Raw genomic sequence first — 20,044 nt, 5'->3', positions numbered from 1 at the left:
CGGCAGCAGCGGCGGGGTTCAGTTGACCTTGCGTTCGGCATCGCTCCAGAAGCGGTCGCGCAGATCCCGGCGGAGGATCTTTCCGCTGGGGTTGCGTGGCACCCGGTCGATGAACTCGTACCGGGACGGCAGTTTGAAGCTCGCGAGGCGGCCGACAAGGAAGGTGTGCAGTTCCCGGGGGGTGGGGGAGTGACCGGGGACGGGGACGACGAAGGCGTGGACGCGCTCGCCCCAGCGCTCGTCGGGTGCTCCGACGATCACCGCCTCTGCCACGCCGGAGTGTGACTCCAGAACGTTCTCGATCTCGGCGGGATAGACGTTCTCTCCCGCGACCAGGATGGTGTCCTTGATGCGGTCGCGGATGAAGAGGTAACCGTCCTCGTCGAGGTATCCCGCGTCCCCGGTGTGGATCCAGCCGCCGACCAGGGTCTCGGCCGTCCTGTCGGGCAGCCCCCAGTACTCCACCATCCGGGCCGGAGTGGCCAGGCAGACCTCTCCGACAGCGCCCGGCGGCAGTTCACGGCCCTGGTCGTCGACGACCTTGCACCGTACCCCGGGATACGGGCGGCCGGCGGCCTGCATGCGCGGGCCGCCCGGGAGGTGATCGTCCGACGGGAGGCAGACGGCGGTGTTACCGGTCTCGGTCAGCCCGTAGATCTGCGCGAACTCGCAGTCGAAGACGGTCAGGCTCTGCTCAAGCAGCGCCTCCGAGATCGGCGACCCGCCGTACACCGTCTTGCGCAGGGTGACGAAGTCCCGTGAACTCAGGCCGGGTTCGGCCAGCATCATGCGGAGCATGGCGGGGACCACGCAGGCAGTGGTGACACCGAGACCGCGAATGAGGTCGACGGCATCGCGGGCGGCGAAGGCGCGCATGGCCACCACGGTCACTCCGGCGTTGAAGTTCTGGGTGGCCCACCACAGGCCACCTATGTGGAAGCCGGGTATGCCGATCAGGGCGATGTCGCCGGCCCGCCAGTCGATCCAGTCCAGCCTCTCGCCCGCCAGGGCATCGCGGATCGCGAAGAAGCTGCGGTGGGCGAGGACGACTCCCTTGGGCAGTCCGGTGGTTCCGCTCGTGTAGAGCTGGGCGACGGGGGTGTCGGGGGTGGCCTGTGACGGCAGGTCGGTGTCGGGCCGGGACGCCTTCCAGGAAGCGAATCCTTCCGGCACTCCCAGCCGCACCACCGTTTTCGGCGGTGCGGTCGGCAGACGCTCGACGACCGGTGCGAATTCCTCCTCCAGGAAGAGCAGTTCCGTGCCGGAATCCTGGAGGATGTGACTCACCTCGGGGGCGGTGAGCCGCCAGTTGACCGGCACCAGAACGGTCCCGCTCTTCGCACAGCCGAAGAGGATCTCGTAGTAGTGCTCGGACTCCTTCCCCAGGTACGCGACCCTCGCACCCGCGGTGAGCCCGGCGGCCTGGAGGGCATGGGCGATCCGGTTGCTCTCCCGGTGCAGTTGCTCATAGGTCAGGGTGCGTCCCTCACAGAGCACCGCGGGTGTCCGCGGCCGCTGCTCCGCGTGGAATCGCACGGACTGAACGAGGGTCCGCAACTGCGGGTGGTGCAGCTTCTTCTGCTTCTGCGCCGGTGTCACCGCAGACGTCCTGCTTGATGCCCCTGTCGCTGCTGATGCCTCTGTCGCTGAAAATCGTTCCAACGCGGAGCCTCGCCTCTCTTGTTGCGAAACGGAGCTTTATCAAGGGATGTTGACGAAGGCGAGTGTCGCCCGGCCGTCGCAGCGCCCACCGCCGGCGTCCCGGTAACGGAAAGAGGTCTCGGCGAAGAGAAACGGACTGCTACCGTCCGCGGTGTGCCGGGAGACGGACAGGAATTCCATCTCTCCCGAGAATGAGCGGGGGTTGACGGGGCGCCGGAAGTTACTGGAGAAGCGGGCTATGAGAATGTCGGGAAGCTGTCGCTTCCAGAAGTCTTCCAGCGTCCAGGTCTCGAACCCGGTCAGCAGTCCCTCTTTCACGGACTTGGCCGCCAGGTAATACATCATCTGGTTGTAACAGATGTTGACCTCGACGGAATTGAGGTGGCCGGTGTCGTCGATGTAGCACGACTCGGGAATGGCGAATTCGCACTGGGCGGACGCGGTGCCGGACCGTGAGGTGACAGCTGCGGTGCGCACGTACTTGCAGTGTGCCTTGTAGGGCGCGAGTACCCGCGCGAGCAGGTCCTCGTCGGTGGCGTAGGTCCGCTGCGGCAGCGGTTCGGCCCGGGCGGCGTGAGCGGTCATGCGGCGGCGCCCGCGTCGTAGAGCTTCATCTCGTCGTGAACGGTGACCCGGTAGGAGACCGTCGGCTCGGGGGTGGTGGTGTGCCGGGCCCGGTGGACGAGGCTGCGGTTGTCCCAGACCAGCAGGTCGCCCTTCTCGAAGGTCTGCAGGTGGATGTTGTCGTGGGTGAATGTTTCGTCGAGCTGGCCGGTGGCTTCGAAGAGGCGACGCAGCAGGTCGTCGTCGAGCGGGTTACCGGTCTCGTCCTCGATGCCGACCGTGAAGCCCTCGCTGATGTACAGGACTTTCTCCCCGGTCATGGGGTGGGTGAAGGTGGTCGGCTGGACAACGGGCGGCGTCTTCTGTTCGATCTCGTCCAGAATTTCCGAGATGGGGCGGTAGACGTCGTGCGGACGGATCTTGAAATACTTGCGCACGGAGTGCCTGCAGTACGTGCCGCCGATCTCGTTCCTCAGTTCCTCGGGGAGCTTTTCGTAGGCTCTGCCCATGTCGATGAAGTATGTGCCGCGATTTTTCTCCGGTACGACCTGCGGGTAGATCAGGGTGAGACCGAACGGGTCGGGCATGAACTGGTAGTCGGCATGCCAGAACTTTCCTGTCTTCGGTACGCCTATCTGCCGGCCGCCTTCGGGAACGTTGGAGGAGACGAATATCTCTTCCACCTCGGGGTGCTTGTACATCGGCTCGTAATAGACCTCCGGACGTCCCAGCCGTTTGCCGAGTTCGAGGAACTGCCGAGGTGAGAGTTCCTGTCCTTTGAGGACGGCGATCTTCTGGGTGTAGACGGCCTGCTTGAGCGCCTCGATGTCCGCTGCCGACGCGTCTGCATGGTCGAACTCCTCGACGGTCGCGCCGATCGCTTGGCCGGGCTGCTCCGTGATCTTCACGTGTTCCTGCCTTCTGTGAGGGATGGGGCGGCGGTGAGAGGGGCCGGGGCGGCCGGTGAGTGGGCTACGCGGCCCGGTGGGTGTCGATCAGCGTCGCGGTGGCGCCGAGTGTGAGGTCCGGAGGGAGCTCGTTGTCGGCGATGGCGACGCCGAGGTCGCGTTCGATGCGGATACTGATCTCGACCATCGTCAGCGAGTCGACATCCAGCTCGGCGAAGGTCGCCTGGGGGGTGATCCGTTCGGGCGGTGCGTCGTGCAGCTTCGCGAGGATCGCGGCCAACTGCTCGTACGTGGTGCTCATGGCGCGGTTTCGTCTCCTTGGTCGTACACAGGGCTCGGGGTGGGGATCGTGGGCCAGGTCAGGAGGCGGGACCCCCAGGTGAGGCCGCCCCCGAAGGTGGTGAGCAGGACACCGTCGCCGGCGGCCACCGCCGGCCGGGAGGCGGCGTCGGCCGGGGCGAGCGGAATTGGACGCGGCACCGGTGTTGCCGACCGACTCGACACGGGACACACAGCGCTCCCGCGGGAGTCCCAGGTCTTCGGCCACCGACCGGAGGATCCGCAGATTGGCCCGGCGGGGCACGAAGTGGCCGACGACTCCGGGTTCGTCGGGGTGTCCGGCGCGCGGGACGACGGCTCCGGCACCGTCCCCGAACATGATCGCGTTGGCCCGGTCCCGGGGATCGACGATCGTCGAGTAGGCGTCGGCGCCGATGAGCAGGACGCGTTCAGCCACTCCGTGCGCGATCAGGCCGGCGGCGGTCGCCGGCCCGTACACGAACGTCCGGGTGCGTATCCACGCGTCGTCCGTGTCGAGCCGCCGGGAGAGATCGTCGTCGGTCACCACGCGGGGCGTCACCCAGCCGGCGAACCCGCACAATACGGCGGCAGGGGCGGAGGTGGGTCTCGCGGCATTGGACACACCGATTCTCCTCGTATGACGGGCGACGGGCGACGGGCGTCTGGGTGAGCGGACGGCTTTACAGGCCGCCAGGGGCCACGGGACTCGACGAGATGAGCACCGGCGGTCTAGGGGGCGGTCGACCTTCGAGGGCCCAGCGTCATCAGCACACCGCCGCAGATGCCACCCGCGATCATGAACAGGGCGGTACGGATTCCGTCGAGAAGGCCGGCGGTGGACCCGTCATGACCGCCCACCTGCGCGGCGGCGATCAGCACGGCCAGCCCCACCGCGCCTCCCACCTGGAGCGTCGTCGACGCCATTCCGGATGCGATGCCCTGGTCGCCCGGGGCGATCCCGGAGGACGCGGCGATCCACATGCCCGTCCACGCGGCACCCTGGCCGAGGCCCAGGAGCACGATCCCCGGAAGCAGCATCAGATACGAACCGTCGTCCGTGAGCGCGAGTCCGAGCGCGCCGGCCCCGGCGGCTCCCAGCACCATCCCGCCCGTCAGCATCCGGCGCACCCCGAAGGCCGACACCGCCCGTTCGCCCGCCTGCGTCCCGGCGGCGACCACCACGGCGGGCACGAGAAAGGCAAGGCCGGTGCCGAAGGCGCTGTAGCCGTGCACCGACTGGAAGTAGAGGGTCAGGAAGTACGGCACCGAACTGAACGTCGCGCTGAAGAGAGCGGTCACCCCCATCGCCATGACCAGCCCGCGGTGCGCGAACAGCCGGGCCGGCACCAGCGGATCACGGGACCGGATCTCGACGACGGCGAAGAGGGACAGCAGCGTCAGCGACAGCACCGCGCCTCCGCGTACGGACCAACTGCCCCATCCCGCCTCGGGCGCGTGCACCAGGACGAACACCATGAGGGTGATGCCACCCGTGGCGGTCAGCGCACCCGTCAGGTCGACCTGGCGCGAACCGGACCGGGCACCGTCGGCGGGGAAGAGCAGGCTCCCTGCCAGCGCGATGCTCCCTGCCAGCGGGACGTTGACGAAGAACACCGACGGCCAGCCGAAGGCTTCCACCAGCACTCCACCGAGCAACGACCCGAAGCACAGGCCGCCGGCCCCCGCGGCTCCCCACACGGCAAGCGCCCGGTTTCGGCTGGGCCCCTCGGTGTGGACCGTGTTGATCAGAGACAGCGTCGCGGGGAACAGCAGCGAACCACCGATGCCCTGGACGGCCCGGACCGCGACCAGGACTCCCGCCGACTCCGACAAGCCGCCGATCAGCGACGATCCCGCGTACAGCGACGCCCCCAGCACGAACATCCGGCGCCGCCCGAGCAGATCCGTCGCCCGCCCGCCCAGCAGCAGAAAGCCTCCGTTGACCACGACGTAGGCGCTCACCACCCACTGCAGGTTCTGGTCGGAGAAGCCCACTTCCGTCCCGATGATGGGGAGTGCCACATACACGATGCTGTAGTCGAGCGAGATGACCAGTTGGGCCGCCGCCAGAACGAACAGGGGCAGTCCGAGCCGCTGTCGGGACGGAGCGGGTGACAACTTCTCCGTGATTACCATCGGGACCCCCTCTCGGGATCCATATCTTGGACAACTCTCGATATCCAGAGGGGAGAAGGTGCCGTTCTCATTTATCGCCCATCAGTGTGCGTATTTCGGTGATGAGAGCGACCAGTGCCTTCCGTTCGGGGAGGGTGGTCTCCGGATGCCAGAGATCTACGAGCAGGCAGGCACGTGGACGGCTTCCGTCATTGCGCGCCTCATGCTCGAAGGAGTAATCGAAGAGCAGACACTTTCCCTCTTCCCATGAGCGCGTCTCTTCGGCGACCGTGATACTGCACCCGTCGGGTATGTCCACGGCAAGGTGCAGGTTGATGCTGAAGTTCCAGAGATCACAGTGCGGAGCGACAGCGGCACCTGGCAACAGTGTCGAAAAATGACTTTCCAGGAGTGGGCAGATCTTCTCCGTATCGACGGCAAACTCTTTCAGTACCCTGTATGCGGTCGGTGTCGTATGCGCCGAACTCTCGACGAGTCTTCCCCTGCGGAACAGGTAAAGGGCCTGCCAGTCCTCTTGGCGTGTCAAATAATGTTCATAGTCCGAGAACTTTTCCCGGCGCGTCGACCATGCCGTCGTGAGCTCTTCCTTGATCGCCGCATGATTGCTTTCCAGGGCCTTCACCACGGGATTCATCTCGGCGTACTCGTACGGCTCGTGCCAGGGCCTCCGGGAGAGTCCGGGCATAATCCATTTCGCGGCCTTCTGGAGTGGATGGCGGTCCTTCCTTCCCGGCTTGAGCATCTGCTCGACGCGTGTGATCGATTCCGGTCCCGACTCGCTTCTGATCGCCGCGAAAATTCTTTCTATCTCAGGTGTCACTCAGGTCTCCTGTTCTGGACCGAGGCCAAATCCGGGGAAGGGCATCTCGCTGCGGTGTCGAACAAGTAGTCGATGGTCGGCGGCGTTGAGTTCCCGCCCATCCGGGGAGAACTGAACTTCCCCTGAAGGAAAGGAAGTCGAAGGTGGCCGACGTCGCGCGCCTCTGACCGGCACCGGCTGCCTTTGTGCTCACGCGGCCGGTGTCTCTGCCTCGGCGAGCAGGCCGAGGAGAGTGATCCGGGCACGGGCCACGCGGGAGCGGACCGTGCCGATGGGGCAGCCGCTGACCTCGGCTGCCTCCGCGTAGGTCAGTTCCAGCATCTGGGTGAGAACGAACGCCTCACGACGGTCGTCCGGCAGTGCCTCCAGCAGATCGAGGAGCGCGATGCCGTCATCGAAGCCGGGTACGTCACGCGGTTGAGCGATCTCCACCGCCATCTGCCAGTTCGGGTTGTCGCTGGGGCGCGGTCGGGCGGCGGCGTATCGGAAGCTGTCGATCACCGCGCGGCGTGCGATGGACAGCAGCCACGTCCGGGCCGAGGAGCGCCCCTCGAAACGGTGCAGGCTGCCGAGCGCCCGCAGGAAGGTCTCCTGGGTCAGGTCGTCGGCGGCCTGGGGGTCTGCGGAAAGGTGGGCGACGTAGCGAAGCACGTCTCGGTGCAGTGCGCGGACGAAGTGCTCGAAAGCCTCCGGGTCTCCACCGCCGGCGGCCAGCGCCCAGGCCGTTGCCGACTCGTCGGCCGACATCATGTCCTTGCGTGAAACGGGCAGGGCAGAAGTCATCGCAAAGTGTCCTTCTCCGGTTATCCGTGATCCGGACCTGACACGAGAGTGCTGTGGTCCGGTGAGAGGTACGGCCGTGTGGAAGGCACGGCCGACACCCGAAGCACACACAGAGGCGCTTCGGGAGGAATGCTGTCGTCAGACGACAGCCGCCTCCTCCGGTGGTCCCCGGGAAGTGATCGCGTGAACGAGAACGAGCAGTCGTGGTGCCCGGTCCGAGAACCCGCGGCGTACGCGGACACGCGGGCGATGCAAAGGTGTGGCCAGGGCGAGCAGCAGCCGGACCGGCGCGGTCAGGCGCCATGCCAGGGCCCGTAGGACACGGAAAGCGGCGCGCTCGCCGTACGCGAGCCACACCCCGCACAGCAGCGCCGCCACTAGGTGGGCGACAAGCATTCCGGACGACGACATACCGCCGTCCATGTCGTGCCCCGCAGGAGTCACGTGGCCGGCACTCATCCGCCACATGTCCGCGGAGTCCATGTGCATGGACCCCGCGCCGTGCTCCATCGAGCCCGGGGCCGGCTGCCGAACGGTCGACTGCGCCAGAGAGAACGCGGAGTGGAGCGCCCCTTGGGTGACGACCACCACGGACACGATCAGTGGCAGCCCCCGCTCACGTCCGGCAAGGCACCAGCCCGCACCGCCGGTCACCAGAGCCGCGGCGGTCATCGCCCACCAGGGCACCGAGGAGCCGGACATCATCGCATGGCCCAGGGCGGCAAGCAGCACACAGACGGCCGCGAACATCGCGGCTCGTACGATGCGTAAACACCACCCTGCGGTCATCACGGGCTCAACCTTGCATCAGGAACTTGAGTCTCACGACGAGTTACGCGCCGAGACCTGGCCCCGCACTCAACGCGGGTCGGGTGATCTGGAACACGGCATCCGCCAGGAACCGGATGGGCACTCAAGCCGACTCCTCGTGAGGTTCGTTCTGTGTCTCCCAACAGATGAGGCACTCCGGACGCGCCTCCGCCGCGCGGCCTTCCGTCGACATCTCGTCACTCCTCGTGCAACGGCGTTCCGGCACACTTCGGCCGACGTTCCCTACAGTCGTCGGACCGGTTGAGGAAGTAGTTCCCCGGCGCGCCATGTGTCCCGTGCCACAGGGCGCAGGAGATCGACGGACGTACTCATCGTGGCGGTACGGACACCCTGCGCCCGGACGGCATGACCTGCTGTCCGGGCGCCTCTTCGGGGTTCATGCGGAGCCCGCGCGCCCCGCGAACGCCCCGTACTCACGCGGCAACGGCACAGCGCAGCCGCGTCGGCCGATCCCGCGTCGTGGCAGGACCTATTAGCCATGGCGTGGGCCGATACGGCCTGCGGTACGGGGAAGCGGTGACACTCGTGTGGCATCCGGGCGGTGCCGCGGGTTCGGGAAACCGGGGCTTTCTCCGGCTCCCGTCCTGTGCGTGCCGTGTCCTCACGGCGGCGTCAGTCGCTGCTGGGCTGGATCACGACGGCCTGGGTTTTCCGGGGACCACTATGACGGAAGTGCAGCACGAACGGGACGGTGTCGCCGAGCCGCCAGTGCGTTTTCGTCTTCGTCTTCACCATCACGTTCAGGCCGTACGGGGACATGGCCAGCGTGCGACCCCGCGGGACGGTGGCCGAGTCGACCATGGTCATGGAGGCTGCCCCGTCGCCGTTGCTCCGGTCCCTGCTGAGCATGGCCTCTGCCAGCTCCGGGGAGGTGACGGAGACCAGTTCGTCATCGGCTTCACCACTGTTGGATATGCGGAAGTAGGCCGAGGTGTACTCGCCGCCGCCGTACTGCAGGAAGATGCGCGAGTCGCTGATCCCGATCCGCGGCCCTCCCCCCGCGGCCCCGGAGTTGGTCCAGGTCGTCAGAGCCCCCAGGGCCACCACACTGGCGATCACCGGGGCGGCCGAGGCGAGGAGGGCCTCGCGCAGGCGGCCCCGCGTCGGCCGCCACCCCGTGGCGGCGGGCTGTGCGGTGGGGTTCGTCATCGCTCCATCACTCCTCGGGTGCCGGGCTTCCCCTTGCGCGAAGTGCGTCGCGGTGGGGAGGGCTGCCAGGCCCGTAGCCGCAGGCTGTTGCCGACCACCAGCAGGGAACTCACCGACATCGCGGCGGCGGCCACCATCGGATTGAGCCAGCCCACGGCGGCCAGCGGCACCGTGACGACGTTGTAGCCGAAGGCCCACAGGAGGTTGATACGGATCGTTCCCAGTGTGCGCCGGGCGAGCCGGACCGCGTCGGCGACCGCCTCGATGTCACCACGTACCAGCGTCACATCGGCGGCCCCGATGGCCGCGTCCGTACCACTGCCCATGGCGATCCCCAGATCGGCACCGGCCAGGGCGGCGGCGTCGTTCACGCCGTCACCGATGACCGCGACCCGGCGGTCCTCGTCCTTCAACCGTCGCACCAGCCGCGTCTTGTCCTCGGGCGTGCAGTGGGCATGTACATCGGTGATGCCGAGTTCGGCGGCGACGGCCCGGGCGGTGGCTTCGCGGTCACCGGTCGCCAGTACCGGCTCCACTCCCAGGCGCCGCAGCCGCTCCACGGCCCGGTAGCTGCCGGGCCGCAGGACGTCCCCGATGGCGATGAGGGCCACGTCGGCTCCGTCCACCCGTACCAGGACAGCGGTCTGCGCCGCGGCCTCGGACTCGGTGAGCGCCTGTGCCAGCGTTTCGGGCAGGTCACTTCCGGGAGTGCATACCTCGACCCGGTGACCGTCGACGTGGCCGGCGACCCCGAAGCCCGCGGTGGACCGGAATGTGGTCACCTCGGGCAGCGGCTGTTCGGGGCGCGCCCGCTGCGCGTACGCGGTGATCGCGCGGCCCAGCGGGTGTTCCGAGCCCATTTCCACCGCGCCGGCCAGCCGTAGCACGGCGTCGTGGCCGATGCCGTCCGGTATCGGCGTGACCTTGGTGACGGTCATGTGACCGGTGGTCAGCGTTCCGGTCTTGTCCAGGACGATGGTGTCGACATGGCGGAGTGTCTCCAGTGCCTGGGGGCCGTTGACCAGGACGCCGAGTTGGGCGCCGCGGCCGGTGGCCGCCAGCAGGGCGGTGGGGGTGGCCAGGCCCAGGGCGCAGGGGCAGGCGACGACCAGGATCGCGACGCACGCCGTGACGGCCGCCTGGGGGTCCGCGCCGGCGCCGAGCCAGAAGCCGAGGACGGTGACGGCGAGGCTCAGGACGACCGGTACGAAGAAGCCCGCCACGGTGTCGGCCAGCCGCTGGGCCCTGGCCTTCCCGGCCTGTGCCTCGGTGACGAGGCGGGTGATCCGCGCGAGCTGGGTGTCCGCACCGATGGCGGTCGCCCGTACGCGCAGGAGACCGCCCACGTTGACGGCGGCGCCGATCACCGGCTTGCCGGGACCGGTCTCGACGGGCTCGCTCTCCCCGGTGACGAGAGACAGGTCCAGCGCGGAACTGCCGCTCATCACCACCCCGTCGGTGGCGACCCGTTCCCCCGGGCGGACGATGAATTCCTGCCCCACCCGCAACTGCGCGATGGGGATGAGCCGTTCCTTCTTGTTCTCACGGATGGTCACTTCCTTGGCCGCCAGCCCGGCCAGCGAACGCAGAGCCTCGCCGGTGCCGCGCTTGGCGCGGGCTTCCAGGAAGCGGCCCGTCAGCACGAACAGTGGTACGGCGACCGCCGCCTCCAGATAGACATGCGCGACCTCCCCGCCGGCGGACGGAAGCAGGGTGAACGGCATCCGCATCCCGGGTTCACCCGCCCCGCCGAGGAAGAGGGCGTACGTGGACCAGGAGAAAGAGGCGGCGACACCGAGGGAGACCAGGGTGTCCATGGTCGCCGTCGAGTGCCGCAGGCCGAGCAGCGCGCGCCGGTGAAAGGGCCAGGCACCCCAGACCGCCACCGGCGCGGCGAGCATGAAGCACAGCCACTGCCAGTTACGGAACTGAAAAGCGGGCACCATCGACAGTACGAGCACCGGCACCGAGAGAAGCGCGGTGATCAGCAGACGGTCGCGTTCCTCCCGCTTCGCGCGACCGTCGACCGTATCCGGTTCCGCGGGCCGCGGCTCCTCGGCGGACTCGGGCGGCGACGGCAGTTCGGCCGTGTACCCGGCGCGCTCGACCGCCGCGACGAGATCCTCCCCGGCCAGGTCGGAGGGGTGGGACACCCTGGCCCGCCCGGTGGCGAGATTGACCGTGGCGGTCACTCCCTCAAGCTTGGCCAGCCGCTTCTCCACCCTGCTGACACACGCGGCGCAGGTCATACCGCCCACGATCAGATCGGTGGTCACCAGGGGCCCCGCCGGGTCCACCGTCATCGCCCACCATCCGGGTGCATGTCATCCATTCCGCCACCGTCCCGCTGACCGGTACCGGTACCGGTCCCAGCGTCGGGGACTGCGCCGGAATGCATACCGGGGGCGACCGGTCCGACGGCCGATCCGATCCCGTACGAGACACCGAACACCGCGACGAGCAGCACCAGAAACCCGGTGAGCGCCGGCGGCGGCACCCACCGCCCCGGCACGGAGGAGGTACGGGAACGAAGCTGCTGTTGATCTGCCATCACCACTCCAGAGATGGAGGCCCGCGGTCACACGGGGCGAGTGGGGGAGTCAGGAAGGTCTGACGGGGGTCGTTCGTGAGGCTCGCGCGCACCATGCTGACACGGCGGGGGTCCTCGAATACCTGTCTGCGCGGCCTTCCCGCACGTGACGATTCTCCCGGTGCCGCACGGGAACTGGAGCGGTCCGCAATCCGACATCCTGTGAAACGGGTGGGTCGGTCCCGGTCCGGAGTGGAGACACGTCCACCCCAGACACGGCCGATGGTGAGTACGTCGAGGGGCATCACGCCGGGGCACCTTCGTCCTGGTGCGTCGTAAAGGCCGCGCGAAAGGCGTCCAGGGCCGCGTCGGAGTCCTGCCGGGCCCAGCCTTCGAGGGCGATGACGCCGGTGTAGCCGGCCCCGTGGAGGGCGCGAGCGACGGCCGGGTAGTGGATCTCTCCGGTGCCGGGCTCGCAACGGCCGGGGACGTCCGCGACCTGGATCTCGCCGACGTACGGCAGTGCCTGCCGGGTCAGTTCGACGAGGTTTCCCTCGCCGATCTGGGCGTGGTAGAGGTCCAGGTTCATCCGCAGGTGCGGGCTGTCGACGGCGCGTACGAGGGCGAGGGTGTCGGCCGCGCGGGCGAAGGGGGTGCCCGGGTGGTCGACGGCGACGTTGAGGTTCTCCAGGGTGAAGACGCGGTCTGCTTCCTCGCCGAGGGCCGCGATGCGCCGAAGAGTGTCGACGGCGGTCAGCCACATCGCGGGAGTGACCGTCTCGACGGGGCGTACGGGGAGTCCCTTGCCGTCCAGGCCGGTGCCGTGCAGGTTCAGGCGCGGGCAGTCCATCTGCGCGGCCACGACGAGGGACTTGCGGGCGGTGGCGAGCAGGGCGTCGATGCCGTCGGGGTCGGTGAGGTTGCCCTCCAGGTAGCCGGTCATGGAGGAGAATGTGGCGCCGGTCGCTGCCAGACCGGCGATGTCCTTGCCGGACCAGTCCCAGATCTCGACCTGGAAGCCGCGTTCGGCGATGCGGCCGACGCGTTCGGTGAACGGCCGGTCCAGATAGAGCATTTCGGCACTGGCGGCCAAGGTGAAGGGACTGTCCGTCGAGGCTGGGGCAGTGGTCACGTGGTCACCTCGGCAAGGTCGACGGGGCGCGCGGTCTCCACACTGCGGATGGCGGCCAGCGCGACGGCGAGGGCACGGCGGGCGTCGTGACCGGTCACCGGGGCCGGGGTCCGGTGGCGGATCGCGGCGGTGAAGGCCGTGAGCTCGGCGGTGTAGGCGGCGCGCAGCAGTTCGGTGTCGCGCCGGGCGGTGTCGACGTGGATGCCGTCGGCGCCGTAGAAGGTCATGTCGGTGCTGCGGGCGTCGCCGGCGGTCACCATCCCCGCCGAGCCGAAGACCTCGGCCCGTACGTCGTACCCGTACGACGCGGAGAAGGACGCCTCGGTGGTGGCGATGGCGCCGTTGTCGAAACGGATCGTGACAACGGCGGTGTCGAGGTGTCCGGTGGCCTTGGCGTCCGGCCGGATCAGAGCGTCGGCGGTGGCGTGAACGCTGACCGGGGTGGCACCGGGGTTGAGCCAGCACACGGTGTCGAAGTCGTGGATGAGGGTTTCCAGGAAGATCGTCCACCGTGGGATGCGGGCCGGGTCGGCGGTGAACGGGCCGGGGTCACGGGTGAGGGAGCGCAGCAGATGCGGGGTGCCGGCCCGTCCCTCGACGATCGCGGCGCGGGCGGCGGCGAAACCGGGTGCGAAGCGGCGGTTGAAACCCACCTGGAGCACGACACCGGCTTCGTCCGCGGCGCCGATCGCACGGTCCGCGTCCGCCGGCGTCACCGCCATCGGCTTCTCCACGAAGATGTGCTTGCCGGCCGCGGCCGCCGCCACGACCAGGTCCGTGTGGCAGCGGGCCGGGGCGGTGATCAGTACGCCGTCGATGTCGGCCCGGCCGAGGACCTCGTCGGGGTCGGTGGTGGCGTGCGGGACACCGAGCTCGGCCGCGAGGCGTTCCGCGGCACCGGCGATGGGGTCGACGACGGCTGAAAGAGCGGCTCCCGGTATGTGGCGGGCGATGATTTCCGCGTGATGGGACCCGATCCGGCCGGCGCCGATCGTGGCCAGTCGTAGGGGGTCGGAGACGGCGGACGCGGACGGTGCAACGGGTGCGGTCATGGTGGACTCCCACGTTCTCCCGAACTAGCACGTTCTAGTCCGGGAGAACGTAAAGCGCTCGCAGAGATTGGTCAAGGGGTCGATATGCTCGGCCGAAGCGCTCCGGGCGGCGACCTGAGGCGGTGTGACCAGGCGGGAGAGGCGGTCGAGGCATCGGTGCGGAAGCCCGGGGAAGCGCCGGACGGCGCCGGAGGCACCGCGCGTGGGCGCGGTTCCGGCGGCGGGCGCGCTGATGGTCACACCAAGCGACAAAGCACAGGTGGCAAGCGTGCGGACGGTAAAGGCGCCGATGGCGATCGCGTAACCGCCGAGCGAAAAGGCGGCGGCGGCTCAGGCGGCGACCGGCCGACGATGGCCGACGTGGCCCGCGCCGCCGGAACCTCCACCGCACTCGTCTCGATCGTCATGCGGGGCGTGCCGGGCGCCAGCGAAGCCACCCGCCGGCGTGTCCTGCGGATCGCGGACGAACTGGGTTACGTACCGGACCAGCGCGCCCGGAAGCTCCGCCAGTCCAGCTCACGCGTGCTCGGGGTGACCTTCGAGCTTCAGCAGCCCTTCCACGGCGACCTCGTGGAGCAGATCTACGCCGTAGCGGGTCAGCACGGCTACGAGGCGGTGATCAGCGCGGTGGCGCCCAGCCGCAGCGAGACCACCGCGGTCGACGCACTGCTCCGGGAACGGTGCGAGGCGGCGATCCTCCTCGGCAGCGAGCTGGCGGACGAGGAACTGGCCAGGCTCGTCCGCCGACTGCCGACGCTGCTGGTCGCCCGGCACACCCACCTCCCCGGCATCGGCGTCGTACGCGGTGACGACACCGCGGGCATCCGGCTCGCGGTCGACCACCTCGTCGCGCTCGGGCACCGAAGGATCGCCCACATCGACGGCGCGGGCGCCCCGGGGAGTTCCGACCGTCGCCTCGGGTTCCTCCAGGTCATGGCGGAGCACGGACTGCAGGACTCGGCCGATGTCCTGGCCGGCGGGCTCACCGAGACCGCCGGCGCGGAGGGCATGCGCTACCTCCTCGACCGCCCGGTTCGGCCCACCGCCGTGATCGCGTTCAACGATCGCTGCGCCAGTGGTGTCCTGGATGTCCTCGCACGTCAGGGGTGTGACGTACCCGGAGAGATCTCCGTGGTCGGCTACGACGACTCGCGCCTCGCCAAGCTCCCGCATGTGCAGATGACCACGATCTCGCAGAACGCCGGCGAGCTCGCGGAGGCCGCCGTCATCGGCGCGCTCGCTCTCATCGCGGGCCGGCAGCCGGAAGAGGTCGTGCTCACTCCCCGCCTGGTGAAGCGCACCACCACCGGTCCGGCCCGTTCCTGAGCCGGTTCCCCGCAGCGCCCCTCCGCATCCGTCTGCCGCTCCGCCGGAGATTCTCTCCGGCTCAGGCCCTGATGGTGCTAGAACGTACTAGTTCTCTATCGGCATCTCTTCACGCCGCTGGAAGCACGCGGACAACCACATCCAGAAGACCAGCCTGACCTTCTGGCCGGGGCGCGTGGGTGCCTGCCTGGTGGTGCGGGCGGCTCCGACGGTCCCGGCCGCAGGCGGTGGGAGCCGGGAGCGCGGTCGGAGAGGCGGCCGTCCCCGCGCCCCACCGCGGGACACCCCTTCGCGACGGTGCTGAGACATCCATGTGTGCCCCTTTGTTCCACGGCTTTCCCGGTACGGCGCAGCCGGGATTCACCGCGTGCTCAGTACGGCCACTCCCGCCCCCGGCAGTGTGATGCGGTGTGAGGGGGCCGCGCCCTGGGCCAGCACGTCGGTCATCGGTTCCGGCAGTGTGATCTCGGCCGGTTCCTGCCCGTGGTTCAGCAGGAAGACGAACTGTCCGCCGTCGCCCGCGCGGACGGTTGCCTGGACGTGCTCGGGAAGCCCGGTGAGTACGGGGCCGACGCCCGCGGTACGGCACACCTCGTCGGTCAGGGCCCGCATGGCCTCCGGTGTGAGCCGCGTGGCGATGTACCATGCGGTTCCCGAGCCGAAGGAGTGGCGGGTGACGGCCGGCTGCCCGGTCAACGGCCCGGAGCCGAACTCGGCCACGGTCTCGGCCCCTTCGGGTACGACGGCCTCCGACCACAGGTCGGCGCGGCTGACCGTGCCGTCCGCGTGCCGGACGTCGAGCGTCTCCCTTTCCGCCAGCGGCCAGAACTCCTCGATGCGCAGGCCCAGTACTTCGCGCAGCGGCGCGGGGTATCCGCCGAGGTGCACTCGGTCGCAGTCGTCGACGATGCCGGAGAAGAACGACACGAGCAGATGGCCGCCGAGGCGCACGAACGCGGTGAGGCGTTCGGCGTCCGCCTCCTTGAGCAGGTACAGGTTGGGCGCGACGACGAGACGGTAGCCGGAAAGGTCTCGGTCGGGCGGTACGACGTCGCAGGTGATCCCGGCTTCGAACAGCGGCCGGTAGTGGGCGAGGGCGATCTTCATCTGGTCCAGTGCGGTGGACGGGTGCGAGTCCAGCTCCAGGGCCCACCAGCTGTTCCAGTCCAGCACCAGGGCCGCCTCGGCCGTGGACCGTGTACCGGCGATCTGCGGCACGGAGGCGAACTCGCGGCCCAGGGAGCGCACTTCGCGGAAGATACGGGTGTCGGTGCCGCCGTGCGGGACCATCGCCGAGTGGTACTTCTCGGCACCCCCTCGGGACTGGCGCCACTGGAAGTACAGGACCGCGTCCGCGCCCTGGGCGACCGCCTGCCAGCTCCACAACCGCATCCGCCCCGGCGGCTTGGGCCCGTTGCGGTCACGCCAGTTCACCGCGCTGGGGGCCTGCTCCATCAGCATCCACGGCCGGCCCTCGCGAGCGGACCGGGTGACATCGAAGACGAACCCCGCCGAGATGTGTGTGTCCTGGTCGTAGGGGTCCTGGTAGAAGTCGACGGAGGCGACATCCTCGTGGGCGGCCCAGCCGAAGGTGTCGACGTGCTTGTACACACCGATGAAGTTCGTCGTCACGGGAACGTCCGGGGTGACGCGCCTCAGCACCTCCTTCTCCGCCAGACAGCACTGAAGGAGTGCGTCGTCGGAGAACCGGGCGAAGTCCAACTGCTGGGCGGGGTTGGGGAAGGTGGGCGCGAGCCGTGGCGGCAGCACCTCACCGAAGCTGTCGTAACGCTGTGCCCAGAAGGCCGTCGACCAGGCCTCGTTGAGCGTCCCGATGTCGCCGTACCGCTCGGACAGCCAGCGCCGGAAGTCGGCGGCCGACTCGTCGCACCAGCACATCGGGGTGTGGCAGCCGTACTCGTTCCCGATGTGCCACATCTCCAGCGCGGGGTGGTCGGCGTACCGGTCGGCCAGTCGCTCGACCAGGCGCGTGGCGTGCTCCCGGTAGACACGGCTGGAGGGGCAGTAGTGCTGCCTCCCGCCCGGCCACATCCGGCGGCCGTCGGCGGTCTCGGGAAGGATCTCGGGGTGCAGCCGGGACAGCCACGGCGGCGGGGACGCCGTCATGGTGGCCAGGCATACGGCCACACCGGCCCCGGCGAGGTTGTCCATGACCCGGTCGAACCAGGCGAAGTCGAACTCGCTCGGCCTCGGCTCCACCCTGGCCCACGAGAAGATCCCCGCCGTCACCATGGAGACGCCCGCCTCCTTCATCAGCGCGACATCCTCGGCCCACACCTCCTCGGGCCACTGCTCAGGGTTGTAGTCGCCGCCGAAGGCGATTCCGGCCGGGCGCAGGCGCCGCCGGGCATCGGTCGCTACCGCATCTGAAGGTCGCATGCCGGTCAGTTTTGGAGCCCGACCACAGGCCCGTCAAGATATATGCATTATTAATTGAAAGAGCTAGAGTGGCCGCGGTACCGGACAAGGAGGACGTGGTGACCCTGCCAGGCAAGGGGCTGCACGGTCAGGCGGTGGAGGAACTGGGGCGGCGCATCATCCGCGGCGACTACCCACCCGGCTCCGTGATCGACCCGGTCGGGCTCGAAGCGGAACTGGGTGTCAGCAAGACGGTGGTGCGCGAGGCGCTGCGGGTGCTGGCCTCCAAGGGGCTGATCGAATCACGGCAGAAGCGCGGCACGACGATCCGTCCCCGCGTCGACTGGAATCTGCTCGACAGTGACCTGCTGCGCTGGCAGGGCAGCAGTGCTCCGACCGACGGCTTCCTGGAGGACCTCGCCGAGGTTCGCGCCATAGTGGAGCCTGCCGGAGCCCGGCTCGCCGCGGTCCGGCGCACCGAATCCGACCTCGACGCGATGCGGCTGGCCCTCGACGCGATGGCCGCGGCAGGGTCGGACATGGACGCGATGGTGGAGGCGGACCTGGCCTTCCATCGCGCTCTGCTGGACGCCGCGCACAACGAACTCCTGAGCCGGATGGAGGTCGTCATCGAGGCCGGTCTGCGCATACGCGACCGGATCGTGCACGGCGCCCAGCGCTTCTCCGACTCCATCCCGGTGCACCGGGAACTGCTGCGAGCGGTCGAGGCGGGCGACCCCGATGCCGCGGTGACCGCCGTCAGGTCGCTCCATGTGCAGGCGTCCCAGGACCTGGCGGCCGTGCGAACGTTCCTGCCGACGCCGTGACGGCAACTGCCCTGTCCGGACGGCCGGTTCAGTCGAGTCCGGATCAATCTTCCGTGGCCGGGCCGACTCGGCTTGAGGCGGTCCGGCAGCGGAATTATCGACTGACAGTGTGTCGGAAAATAGGTGTGCACTATGCGCACAGGCTGTGCGTAGTGTGCTTTGGGCGAGGTTAGTGTGACCGAAACACCTGGGCGGCAGAGGCACTCGCGGCGCCGTAGCGCCGTACGAGCGACAACGCCCCGCCCTGTGCAAAGGAGCACACATGGCAGACCTCCGACCAAACCCGGCACCCGACGCCGATCCCCAGGCGGCCTCCCGTAAGCGCAACGCCCTGGCGGCCGTCGTGGGATCCGTACTGGAGTGGTATGACTTCTTCCTCTTCAGCACGTCCGCGGCGCTGGTCTTCAACAAGATCTTCTTCTCCGGTGAGTCGGAGTACGTGGCGACGCTGGCGTCGTTCGCCACGTTCGCGGTGGGTTTCGCCGCCCGCCCGATCGGTGGGCTGATCCTTGCCCACCTGGGCGACCGGTGGGGCCGTAAGCCCGTCCTCCAGATCACCCTGGTGCTGATGGGGGTGGGCACGCTCGCCATCGGGCTGCTGCCGACGTATGAGCAGATCGGCGTGTGGGCACCCGTCCTGCTGGTGATCTGCCGCATCCTCCAGGGGCTGGGCGTCGGCGCGGAGCTCGGCGGCGCGTACGTATGGACCACCGAGAGCGCCAAGCCCACCCAGCGCGGGTTCTACGCCGCGCTGCCCGGCGGTGGGGAATTCCTCGGAGTGGTGTGCGCGTCCGGTGCGATGGCGATCGTCTCGTCGATGGACGAGGAGAAGTTCCTCAGCTGGGGCTGGCGCATTCCGTACCTCGCCTCGATCATCGTGGTGATCGCCGGCTTCGTCCTGCGGCACATGGCCGACGAGAGCGAGACGTTCAAGGACGCTGTCGCGGAGGGCAAGAAGGAGAAGGCGCCGCTGGCCGCCGCCGTCCGCGGCCATGGCAGGACCATTCTGCTGATGATCGGCGCGGGCTGTGCGACGGCTGTCGCGTCGTACTCCATCCAGGGCTACCTCCCGGCGTACACCACACAGCAGTTGGGGCTGCCCGCGAATGTGGCGGTCATCGCGATCACCATCGCCGCGGCCGTGTCGGTCTTCGGCGTGCCGATCGGCGGCTGGCTCTCCGACCGCGTCGGGCGACGGCCGCTGATGATAGGTGGCGCCATCGCGACAGCCCTGTTCGCGGCGCCGTTCTGGCTGCTCGTCGGGACGAAGTCGCTGCCGGTGATCTCCCTGGCCGTCAGCCTCGCGTTCGCGGTGATGCTCAATTCGATGATCTTCGGCCCCGCGGGCTCCTTCTACTCCGAACTGCTGCCGACCGAAGTGCGGTTCAGCGGCCTCGTGCTCGCCCGCGAAACCACGGCCGTGCTGTTCTCCGGCACCGCGCCGTTCATCGCCACCCTCCTGGTCCATGCCGGAGGAGACAGCCCATGGCTGCTCGTCGGCTACATGGCGCTCTCGGGGATCATCACCGCCGTTTCGGTGCTGCTGCTGCCGGAGACCGCGCCCCGCGCGCTGCGCCGCAAGGCGATCAAGTCCGGGGCCAGTGACGGCAGCACTCCGATCGACGTCGAATACGCAGAGGTGTAG

The 20,044-nt window shown here is 68.8% G+C and carries 15 protein-coding genes and 2 pseudogenes; 3 read left to right on the top strand and 14 right to left on the bottom strand.

The window, feature by feature from the left end:
• Positions 1–18: 18 nt before the first annotated feature.
• From ACFXKG_RS29445 to ACFXKG_RS29385, 13 genes and pseudogenes are all read right to left on the bottom strand, one after another.
• Positions 19–1,599 (bottom strand): fatty acid--CoA ligase, encoded by a 1,581-nt coding sequence (locus tag ACFXKG_RS29445; RefSeq protein WP_384845515.1) that lies wholly within the window; start codon positions 1,597–1,599, stop codon positions 19–21.
• Positions 1,600–1,701: 102 nt separating this feature from the next.
• On the bottom strand, positions 1,702–2,247 hold the full coding sequence (locus tag ACFXKG_RS29440) for an FcoT family thioesterase (RefSeq protein WP_384845513.1): 546 nt from the start codon (positions 2,245–2,247) through the stop codon (positions 1,702–1,704).
• Positions 2,244–3,134, bottom strand: a complete 891-nt coding sequence (locus tag ACFXKG_RS29435; RefSeq protein ID WP_384845511.1) for a TauD/TfdA dioxygenase family protein — start codon at positions 3,132–3,134, stop codon at positions 2,244–2,246. The genes ACFXKG_RS29440 and ACFXKG_RS29435 overlap by 4 nt, the downstream gene beginning before the upstream one ends.
• A gap of 64 nt (positions 3,135–3,198) precedes the next feature.
• A pseudogene (locus ACFXKG_RS29430) lies at positions 3,199–3,408 on the bottom strand (acyl carrier protein); the annotation flags it as partial.
• Positions 3,409–3,431: 23 nt separating this feature from the next.
• A pseudogene (locus ACFXKG_RS29425) lies at positions 3,432–4,056 on the bottom strand (3-oxoacyl-[acyl-carrier-protein] synthase III C-terminal domain-containing protein).
• Positions 4,057–4,163: 107 nt separating this feature from the next.
• Positions 4,164–5,570, bottom strand: coding sequence for an MFS transporter (locus ACFXKG_RS29420; RefSeq protein WP_384845509.1), 1,407 nt, complete (start codon positions 5,568–5,570; stop codon positions 4,164–4,166).
• Between the two features lie 67 nt (positions 5,571–5,637).
• A complete protein-coding gene (locus tag ACFXKG_RS29415; protein ID WP_384845507.1) occupies positions 5,638–6,390 on the bottom strand; it encodes an aspartyl/asparaginyl beta-hydroxylase domain-containing protein in 753 nt (250 codons plus the stop codon).
• A 189-nt stretch (positions 6,391–6,579) separates the two neighbouring features.
• Positions 6,580–7,173: a sigma-70 family RNA polymerase sigma factor gene (locus ACFXKG_RS29410; protein ID WP_384845505.1), complete on the bottom strand. Its 594-nt coding sequence runs from the start codon at positions 7,171–7,173 to the stop codon at positions 6,580–6,582.
• Between the two features lie 138 nt (positions 7,174–7,311).
• Positions 7,312–7,962: a hypothetical protein gene (locus ACFXKG_RS29405; RefSeq protein ID WP_384845534.1), complete on the bottom strand. Its 651-nt coding sequence runs from the start codon at positions 7,960–7,962 to the stop codon at positions 7,312–7,314.
• A gap of 654 nt (positions 7,963–8,616) precedes the next feature.
• A complete protein-coding gene (locus ACFXKG_RS29400) occupies positions 8,617–9,153 on the bottom strand; it encodes a copper chaperone PCu(A)C (RefSeq protein ID WP_384845503.1) in 537 nt (178 codons plus the stop codon).
• On the bottom strand, positions 9,150–11,456 hold the full coding sequence (locus ACFXKG_RS29395) for a heavy metal translocating P-type ATPase (RefSeq protein WP_384845501.1): 2,307 nt from the start codon (positions 11,454–11,456) through the stop codon (positions 9,150–9,152). Before ACFXKG_RS29395 ends, ACFXKG_RS29400 begins: the two co-directional genes overlap by 4 nt.
• A gap of 531 nt (positions 11,457–11,987) precedes the next feature.
• Positions 11,988–12,815 (bottom strand): TIM barrel protein, encoded by an 828-nt coding sequence (locus ACFXKG_RS29390; RefSeq protein WP_384845499.1) that lies wholly within the window; start codon positions 12,813–12,815, stop codon positions 11,988–11,990.
• A complete protein-coding gene (locus ACFXKG_RS29385; RefSeq protein WP_384845497.1) occupies positions 12,812–13,867 on the bottom strand; it encodes a Gfo/Idh/MocA family oxidoreductase in 1,056 nt (351 codons plus the stop codon). Before ACFXKG_RS29385 ends, ACFXKG_RS29390 begins: the two co-directional genes overlap by 4 nt.
• Before the next feature lie 351 nt (positions 13,868–14,218).
• Between ACFXKG_RS29385 and ACFXKG_RS29380 the strand changes: the two genes are divergently transcribed.
• Entirely contained in the window at positions 14,219–15,193 is a 975-nt protein-coding gene (locus tag ACFXKG_RS29380; RefSeq protein WP_384845495.1) for a LacI family DNA-binding transcriptional regulator, read from the top strand.
• A 360-nt stretch (positions 15,194–15,553) separates the two neighbouring features.
• Here the strand turns inward: ACFXKG_RS29380 and ACFXKG_RS29375 are convergent, their stop codons facing one another.
• Positions 15,554–17,593: a beta-galactosidase gene (locus tag ACFXKG_RS29375; RefSeq protein ID WP_384845493.1), complete on the bottom strand. Its 2,040-nt coding sequence runs from the start codon at positions 17,591–17,593 to the stop codon at positions 15,554–15,556.
• A gap of 95 nt (positions 17,594–17,688) precedes the next feature.
• Here ACFXKG_RS29375 and ACFXKG_RS29370 point away from each other — a divergent pair, with 95 nt between their 5' ends.
• Both ACFXKG_RS29370 and ACFXKG_RS29365 read left to right on the top strand, forming a co-directional pair.
• Positions 17,689–18,399 (top strand): FadR/GntR family transcriptional regulator, encoded by a 711-nt coding sequence (locus tag ACFXKG_RS29370; RefSeq protein ID WP_384845532.1) that lies wholly within the window; start codon positions 17,689–17,691, stop codon positions 18,397–18,399.
• 262 nt (positions 18,400–18,661) lie between these two features.
• Positions 18,662–20,044: an MFS transporter gene (locus ACFXKG_RS29365; RefSeq protein WP_384845491.1), complete on the top strand. Its 1,383-nt coding sequence runs from the start codon at positions 18,662–18,664 to the stop codon at positions 20,042–20,044.

This window comes from Streptomyces sp. NPDC059255 (assembly GCF_042752355.1).
Lineage (GTDB): Bacteria > Actinomycetota > Actinomycetes > Streptomycetales > Streptomycetaceae > Streptomyces.
The sequence above is the reverse complement of the archived record's forward strand: the minus strand, read 5'-3'. Positions and strand labels throughout refer to the sequence as shown.